We start from the raw sequence: 7,430 nt of genomic DNA, 5'->3' as shown, positions 1-7,430 counted from the left end.
GAACAATCAGGCAGTTAGCGGCGGCGCCGTGGGCCCAGACGGCTTCCGGCCGCTCGACTTCCGGTGCCCGATTCGATTATAAGGCATTGTTCTTGCGATTGAAAACGACTTTCCGTCCAGGCACTAGATATTAGAGATTCTTCCTGGTTCTCGGAAAGAATGCACCTTGATGATATCAAGTATTCAGCGGCCAAGATCTTTGCTGACTTCGTCGCGATACCGTTGCTTGAGGGGCAAAAAGTAATTGAGCAGAACAGGCCATCTTTGACAGCTATCGAATCAAAAGCTGCGTTGACCTACTTGGCTATGCAGTGGGAAGATGAAAACTCCGGCAAAGGGTTAAGTAAGGTCGTTTATGAGGCATTGGTCTTGTCGGCGCTCAGGAATACAAAATCAGACGCAAGATTAACGCGCCTCGCTGTTCATGAGAACATATCTGGCTATTTGAGTTCGGCCGACGAAACCGAGGTTTCGAAACAGGTGGACGCTGCTCTTAAAAGGCTAACGAAGCGAAAAATTCGACATTGGAAAGAAATCGACGAGTTTTGTCTAACTTTTGAGGAGTTGACTCGACTTCAGGATCGCCTAGTTGCAACCGAAAACCAAGAGTCCGATTTCATTTCTGAAGTGGAACGCCTTGTTTCGATAGAGTTGGATGGTGATCCCAAAATAGATGCAAAGTTACAAGACTATCGGGACAGGATCGTTCGGGTTCTTGATAGTTTTTTGCTTAAAACCGGGGAGGTGTTCGCGGCTTCTGTGGCTTCGGGAGAAATTGCCGTCATAGACAGAACAATTCTCTACAATACAGTCTATTCTGACCTGACCGAACATCCAAGCGACTCTGTAAGCCTAGATCTGTTTCCGGATGTCGCGCTGAATGTGATCGCTAGACTATGCGCCTCAAAAAACAATAATGTGCAATCGCATTTGCGGAAGCTTTCGGATTCGTACACGTTATTCTCTTTTTTGCGCGAGACACCGGACGTGCAGAAAGCCACGAAAAAGATTTTTGGCCATGGCAAGATTTGGCTGGACACAACAATTGTGCTTCCCCTTCTGGCTGAGTCCTTCTTTGGTGAGCAAGACAACAGACGATATACGTCAGCGATAAATAATCTCAACGAGGCCGGCGTCGAGCTGCGAGTTTCGGATGGCGTGGTTCAGGAACTGTTGAGCCATATTCGCATTTCACAAGCGTGTTCCACTTACGCTACGAGCGAATGGGAGGGGCGGATTCCCTACCTGTATAGAAATTACGTCCAGGCAGGTTATTCGCCGTCGAGCTTCCGATCCGCGGCTGAACTATTTCGCGGTCTTGAGCGGCCGGAGGATGATATCGGCGAGTATCTTTCGTCGAATTATTGCATAGAAGTGGAGTCCCTGTCCGAGCACGTGGAGGCTGTGGACGAGGAGCTTCGCTTTGCAACGGAGCGTTTGTGGAGAGAAGCCCATGACGAACGGAGAAATAGCAATGACGAAAATACAAGTCTCGGCGGCAGTATCGAGATTCTCATTAGGCATGATGTAGAGAGCTATCTAGGAATTATAGGACTTCGAATGCAAGAGCAATCATCGGAGTTGGGCTACAGACATTGGTGGCTTACGATAGATAGCGTTGCGTGGAAGATTCGGAAGCGCTTAAGGCAAGAACTGGAAGCTAAGCCAACATCTCCGCTAATGTCGTTAGACTTTTTGCTTAATTCGTTGTCGTTTGGGCCGGCAAGGGCTAGACTCACACGAACTCATGAGCAACTATTGCCGATACTGCTTGACCTCGATTTTGCAGCAAATCTTCCCATCGAGTTGCTGGAACTCGCGGACCGGATTCGGCGGGAAAATGAAGGCGCACCAGACTATTTGATACGGAGGAGGGTACGGGATGCTTGCGATCGTATGAGGGGCAAATATGGGAAACTTACCAGGGCAGCGGTAGATGAGGGACAAGACGTTGTGGGTGGCACCTAGGGAGTTCAATTTGGCGCTTTTTACGCACGTTCCGGTCCCGCATTCCCGTCGCGGGGCCGCGCCAAGATTATCTTTTCAAGGTCTGATATTTTAGATACATTAGACCGTTCTGCTGATCGTCGTCCGGATGCTGTTCATAGATACGCAGCAACATCGGCTACCTCATCGGCATGTAGAGTATCCAGGGTCAGCAGGCCGTTGTGTCGATACCGAAAGGAGAGCTTTTGGCGGGCGATTGCCGGCCAAGAAGCTTCGGCTTCTGCAGGCTTGGATAACGATCCACGAGGACGAGCTCAGGGGCCAAGGGGTCAACTCCCCCATCGTAGCACCTCGGCCCCGCCGGATAAGGCGATACTTCACCGGCCTGGCCAGTTCGTGATCTTACAGCTCACGAAGTTTGCTCGGAGCCTAGCACAAGGGCCAGGGGGACAGCGCTCGGTTTGGCGCTCCGAACTGGGGGACAAAGGGGTATCAAGGGCTCGCTGGTCCCGCCCCTTCTCCGGCAGGGGAGAAATGCAACCCTGCGAGACCCGTTCCCATCTCGCGGGTTGAACTCGCAGCCTATTCGCCTGCCTGAAGCGTCACGGATTCAGGGTATCGCTAACCGTCCTCAGCCGCTTTCCAGCAACTCGATCCAATGGCGCACGGGCACCTGCGAGGCCGTCGCCAGGTGCAACTGACAGCCGATATTGGCCGTGGCGATCAGCTCGGGCTGGTGGCGTTGTAGGGCCGCGAGCTTGTTGTCGCGGAGTCTCTTGGAGAGTTCGGGCTGGAGGATGGAGTAGGTGCCGGCCGAGCCGCAGCAGAGGTGCGGATCGGCGACCGGGACCAGCTCGAAGCCGACTCGGGATAGGAGGCCTTCGACCACACCGGTCAGCCTCTGGCCGTGCTGGAGGGTGCAGGGGCTGTGGAAGGCGATGCGCTTGGTTGCAGGCTCCAACGCGAGCTGCGAGAGGTCCAGTTCGCTGACGACCTCGCTGAGGTCCTTGGCCAGCGCACTGATCCGCTTCGCCTTCTCGGCATACTCCGGATCGCCCGCCATCAGGTGACCGTAGTCCTTGACCATCACCCCGCAACCGCTGGCGCTGATGACGATCGCCTCGGCGCCCTGCTCGATGAGCGGCCACCAGGCGTCGACGTTGCGGCGGATGTGGCCCTTGGCCTCGGTCGGTGCCGCCAGGTGGTGCGACACCGCACCGCAGCAACCGGCCCCCGCGACGCTGACCAATTCGATGCCGAACTTGGCCAGCAGCCGGGCCGCGACCTGATTGGTGTTGGGGGTGGCGCTGGCCTGAGCGCAGCCGTCGAGGACGAGCATCTTCCGGTCGCAGGCCCCGATCGGGGTCGGTCGCGAGGACGGTGCCGGGGGTACCTTGCGTGCCAGGCTCTTCGGCAGGAGCGGCCGGACCAGGCGGCCCAAGGCCAACAGGGCGGAGAACCGCCTCGGATAGGGCAGGATCCGGCGCAGAAGATGACGCTCGAGCCTGACGTGCGCGGGCCGCGGGACCCGCTCTTCGACCAGTTCGCGACCGATATCGACGAGTCGGCCATATCGCACGCCCGAGGGACAGGTGGTCTCGCAGGCGCGGCAGGTCAGGCAGCGATCCAGGTGCCGCTGGGTCTTGGCCGTGACCTCGTGACCTTCCAGAAGCTGCTTGATCAGATAGATCCGACCGCGCGGACCGTCCAGCTCATCGCCGAGCAATTGGTAGGTCGGACAGGTGGCCGTGCAGAAACCGCAGTGCACGCAGGCGCGCAGGATGCCCTCGGCCTCTTGGCCTTGGGGGGTCGTGGCGAATGCGGGGGCGAGGTTGGTTTGCATGGAGCCGCGGTCAAGCCCGATGGAGGTGACGACGATGGCGGCCGGCGCAGACCCTGGACAGCAAGTCACAGATCGGCATACATCCTCCCGGGATTCAGGAGCCCATGCGGATCGAAGGCCTGCTTGAGTCGCCGATGCAGCCTGGCGATGCCGGGCGCGAGGGGCTGGAAGACCTGATCAGGGTCCGCTGCATTGCGAAAGGCCGTACCGTGCCCTCCGGCTTGGCCTGCGATCTCGAACAGCCTCTCGGGGGCCGCGTCGCTGTGAATCCAGCGTTGGGCACCTCCCCAGTCGTAGAGCCATTCGCCCGCGAGCGGTATCGGCGCCAGATTCACCGGCACGGACAGGCGCCACAGCGGGCGCTGATCGGCGAAGAACGGCAACTGGTGATTCTTGAGCCCGAGCCAGAAGGCCGCTGCCTCGCCGGCGTCCATCGGCTCACCGGCGATGACCGCTCGGGCGGCCGCGAGCCCGCTCTCGGTGCCGCCCAGGCGTAGGCGGAGCTCATCGTCGCAATAGGCCGCGGCCGTGATCGGGATGGGCTGGCGCGCCAAGGCATGGAGCCTCTCGAGCGCTGCCGCCGCCGGCAGGCCCGGTTGGGTCAGGGTGATCTCGTGCTCTGGCCTAGGGAGCACCTTGATCGAGACCTCGAGCAGTACGCCCAGGGTGCCCATGGCCCCGACCATCAGTCGCGAGACGTCATAGCCCGCGACATTCTTCATGACCTCGCCGCCGAATCGCAAGATCTCGCCCTTGCCGTTCAGGAGCTTGACGCCGAGTACGGCGTCGCGCGCGGCGCCGGCGTAGGGTCGTGCCGGGCCAGACAGATTGCAGGCGATCGTTCCGCCGATGGTCGCGGCCGGGCCGAAGCTCGGTGGCTCGAACGCGAGCATTTGGCCTCGCTCCGACAGGGCCTGCTCGAGTTCGCCCAGACGGGTGCCGGCACGCACCGTGACGACCAGCTCGGTCGGCTCATAGTTGACGATGCCGGCATGCTGGTCGAGCGCCAGCGGCAGGCCCTGCGGTGTCCGGCCTAGAAAGTCCTTGGTGCCGCCCCCGCGGATACAGAGCGGCTGGCGATCCGCGATGGCCTCCCGGACCTGGGCCTGTAGTGCCTCGCTGCAGTCTCGGCCCGTCATCAGAATCGCTCCAACTCTGGGAAGGGGAGCTTGCCGTGGTGGACGTGCATGGCCCCCAGCTCGGCGCAGCGGTGCAAGGTCGGGACGGCCTTGCCTGGATTCAGCAGGCCGTCGGGGTCGAACGCCGCCTTGACGGCGTGGAATTGGCTCAGCTCCGGCGCACGGAATTGCACGCACATCTGGTCGATCTTCTCCATCCCGACGCCGTGCTCGCCGGTGATGGTGCCCCCGACCTCGACACACAGCTCCAGAATCTTGCCGCCGAGCTCTTCGGTCCGCTCCAGCTCGCCCGGGCGATTCGCATCGTAGAGGATCAGCGGGTGCAGATTCCCATCGCCGGCATGGAAGACATTGGCGACCGGCAGGCCGTACGCGCGTGACAGATCGTCGATGCCTTTGAGGACATCGGGCAGGCGCTTGCGCGGGATCGTGCCATCCATGCAGTAGTAATCCGGCGAGATGCGCCCCACCGCCGGGAAGGCATTCTTGCGCCCGGCCCAAAAGCGCAGCCGCTCGGCATCATCGCGTGCCGTGCGGGCCTCGGTGGCGCCGCACTCGGTGAGAATCCGGCGCACCACGAGGATCTGCTCCGTGACCTCGGCATTGGCCCCGTCCAGCTCGCACAACAGGATCGCCGCGGCCTCACGCGGATAGCCGGCGTGCACGAAGTCTTCCGCCGCCTGGATGGCCAGCTTGTCCATCATCTCCAGCCCGGCCGGGATGATGCCATGGGCAATGATCGCGCCGACCGCGGCGCCGGCCGTGACCACATCGTCGAAGGCGGCGAGGATCACCTGGGCCCGCTCCGGCTTGGGGGTCAGCTTGACCGTGATCTCGACGATGACCCCGAGCATGCCCTCGGAGCCGGTCATCAGGGCCAAGAGGTCATAGCCGGGCGCATCCAGGGCCTCGGTGCCGATGGTCAACAACTCGCCATCGATCGTGACCAGCTCGAGACGCTGGATGTTGTGTACCGTGAGGCCGTATTTGAGACAGTGCACCCCGCCCGAGTTCTCGGCGACATTCCCGCCGATGGTGCAGGCGATCTGCGAGGACGGATCCGGTGCATAGTAGAGCCCGAGATGATCGACGGCCTGGCTGATCGCCAGGTTGCGCACGCCGGGCTGGACCCTGGCGATGCGCCGCTCGGGATCGATCTCCAGGATCTGGTTGAGCTTGGCCAGGCTCAAGAGGACACCCTGCGAGACAGGCAGCGCGCCGCCGGACAGACCGGTCCCCGCACCGCGCGCCACCACCGGGACCCGGCGCTCGTGACAGAGCCGCAGGATGGCCTGGACCTGATCGACGCGCTCGGGGAGCGCCACCGCCAGCGGCAACCGACGGTACGCGGAGAGCCCGTCGCACTCGTAGGGACGGAGGTCCTCCGTCTCGTGCAACAGCGCCTCCTTCGGCAGGATGCGGGCCAGCGCCGCGAGCAGCTCGGCCTTGGCGGTCGGCGTCAGCTCGGGGGGGTCAAGCGCGTCGTGGGAGTGGGTCATGGCTGCGATGGGAGGCGTTGGTTGGCAAGCTACGGTCGCGACCGGTGAGGCGCCGATAGGCTGTCGCGAGCGCCTCTCGGTCACCGACATTGCCGGGAAAGATGACAACCGGCAGGCCCGGATAGCGCGGATGGTCGTCGGGACAGCGTACCACCGAGCAGCCGGTCAGGATCTGACCGACGACCCGCGAGGCGCCGAGCGCCAGGCCCGTGCTCAAGACGTCGTTCGAGGTGATGCCGCCCTTGCTGATCAGGAAACCGAGGGTCTCGGGCAGACGCGCGACGATCTCCATCAGGAAGCCCGAGACCCGCTCGCCGAAGGCGAGACGCGCGGCCTGGGTCGGGAAGCTCAATTCCGTGCGGCTGGTATAGATGGCCACCGTGCGATCGGCGTCGTGCGCGGTCCGGACCTGCCCCAGGATGGTCTCGAGCAGCACACGGTCGTTCTCGCCGAGCCGGCCCACATCCACCTCGATCGCCTCGACGCCCGGCATCTCCAACAGGCGCTCGAGCTGCTCGGTGGTCTTCCTCACGTGCGAGCCGACGATCACCGCCCCGGCCCGGCCGTCTCGGACATAGTCGCCCATCGCCTCGCGCGCCACCGGCTGGGGAGGCAGTTGCGCGAGCGCCGTCAGCAGGCTGGCGGCACTGCGAAACAGCCAGCGCTTGCCCTGTCCGGCAGCGGCCATCAACTGACCGCAAAAGCCGTCCAGGTCGGCCTGGGTCTCGGCATCGACGCAGCAGCAGGCATTGCCCGTGAGGGCCATCAGGCGGTTCATGACGTCGCCACGGACATCGTCGAGCACGAAGCGCTCGACCTGCGCCGCAGCGATGCGTCCCCCGGTCTTCTCCTCGACATAGGCCGGCAGGTAGCTGGTGCCTGGAAGAAAACCCCGTTGAATTCAAAAAAACCGCTGGCCTCATGCCGCCCCGGCGGCGGCTTTTCATTCGGATCGAGGCCGTCAGCGAGGAATACGGGGGGGCGATGTGAATTGCTTTCATC

Annotated in this window: 6 protein-coding genes; 2 read left to right on the top strand and 4 right to left on the bottom strand. The window is 62.1% G+C overall.

What is annotated here, in order from left to right; translation table 11 throughout:
• Positions 1–159 precede the first annotated feature (159 nt).
• Both CKO41_RS17530 and CKO41_RS19215 read left to right on the top strand, forming a co-directional pair.
• A complete protein-coding gene (locus CKO41_RS17530) occupies positions 160–1,968 on the top strand; it encodes a hypothetical protein (protein WP_200383203.1) in 1,809 nt (602 codons plus the stop codon).
• A 127-nt stretch (positions 1,969–2,095) separates the two neighbouring features.
• On the top strand, positions 2,096–2,347 hold the full coding sequence (locus tag CKO41_RS19215; RefSeq protein WP_200383202.1) for a DUF4160 domain-containing protein: 252 nt from the start codon (positions 2,096–2,098) through the stop codon (positions 2,345–2,347).
• A 231-nt stretch (positions 2,348–2,578) separates the two neighbouring features.
• Here the strand turns inward: CKO41_RS19215 and glcF are convergent, their stop codons facing one another.
• From glcF to CKO41_RS17505, 4 genes are all read right to left on the bottom strand, one after another.
• Entirely contained in the window at positions 2,579–3,790 is a 1,212-nt protein-coding gene (glcF, locus tag CKO41_RS17520) for a glycolate oxidase subunit GlcF (RefSeq protein ID WP_200383201.1), read from the bottom strand.
• Between the two features lie 65 nt (positions 3,791–3,855).
• On the bottom strand, positions 3,856–4,929 hold the full coding sequence (glcE, locus tag CKO41_RS17515; RefSeq protein ID WP_200383200.1) for a glycolate oxidase subunit GlcE: 1,074 nt from the start codon (positions 4,927–4,929) through the stop codon (positions 3,856–3,858).
• Positions 4,929–6,428, bottom strand: a complete 1,500-nt coding sequence (locus tag CKO41_RS17510) for an FAD-linked oxidase C-terminal domain-containing protein (RefSeq protein ID WP_200383199.1) — start codon at positions 6,426–6,428, stop codon at positions 4,929–4,931. Before CKO41_RS17510 ends, glcE begins: the two co-directional genes overlap by 1 nt.
• A complete protein-coding gene (locus tag CKO41_RS17505; protein ID WP_420826493.1) occupies positions 6,403–7,260 on the bottom strand; it encodes a four-carbon acid sugar kinase family protein in 858 nt (285 codons plus the stop codon). Before CKO41_RS17505 ends, CKO41_RS17510 begins: the two co-directional genes overlap by 26 nt.
• Positions 7,261–7,430: the final 170 nt, after the last annotated feature.

The organism is Thiococcus pfennigii (assembly GCF_016583835.1).
GTDB lineage: Bacteria > Pseudomonadota > Gammaproteobacteria > Chromatiales > Chromatiaceae > Thiococcus > Thiococcus pfennigii.
This window is presented reverse-complemented; position numbering and strand designations above follow the sequence as displayed.

Coding starts and splice junctions, on each gene's coding strand:
- CKO41_RS17530 (WP_200383203.1), top strand. CDS start 160: ATGCACCTTGATGATATCAAGTATTCAGCGGCCAAGATCTTTGCTGAC.
- glcE (WP_200383200.1), bottom strand. CDS start 4,929: ATGACGGGCCGAGACTGCAGCGAGGCACTACAGGCCCAGGTCCGGGAG.
- CKO41_RS17510 (WP_200383199.1), bottom strand. CDS start 6,428: ATGACCCACTCCCACGACGCGCTTGACCCCCCCGAGCTGACGCCGACC.
- CKO41_RS19215 (WP_200383202.1), top strand. CDS start 2,096: ATGCTGTTCATAGATACGCAGCAACATCGGCTACCTCATCGGCATGTA.
- glcF (WP_200383201.1), bottom strand. CDS start 3,790: ATGCAAACCAACCTCGCCCCCGCATTCGCCACGACCCCCCAAGGCCAA.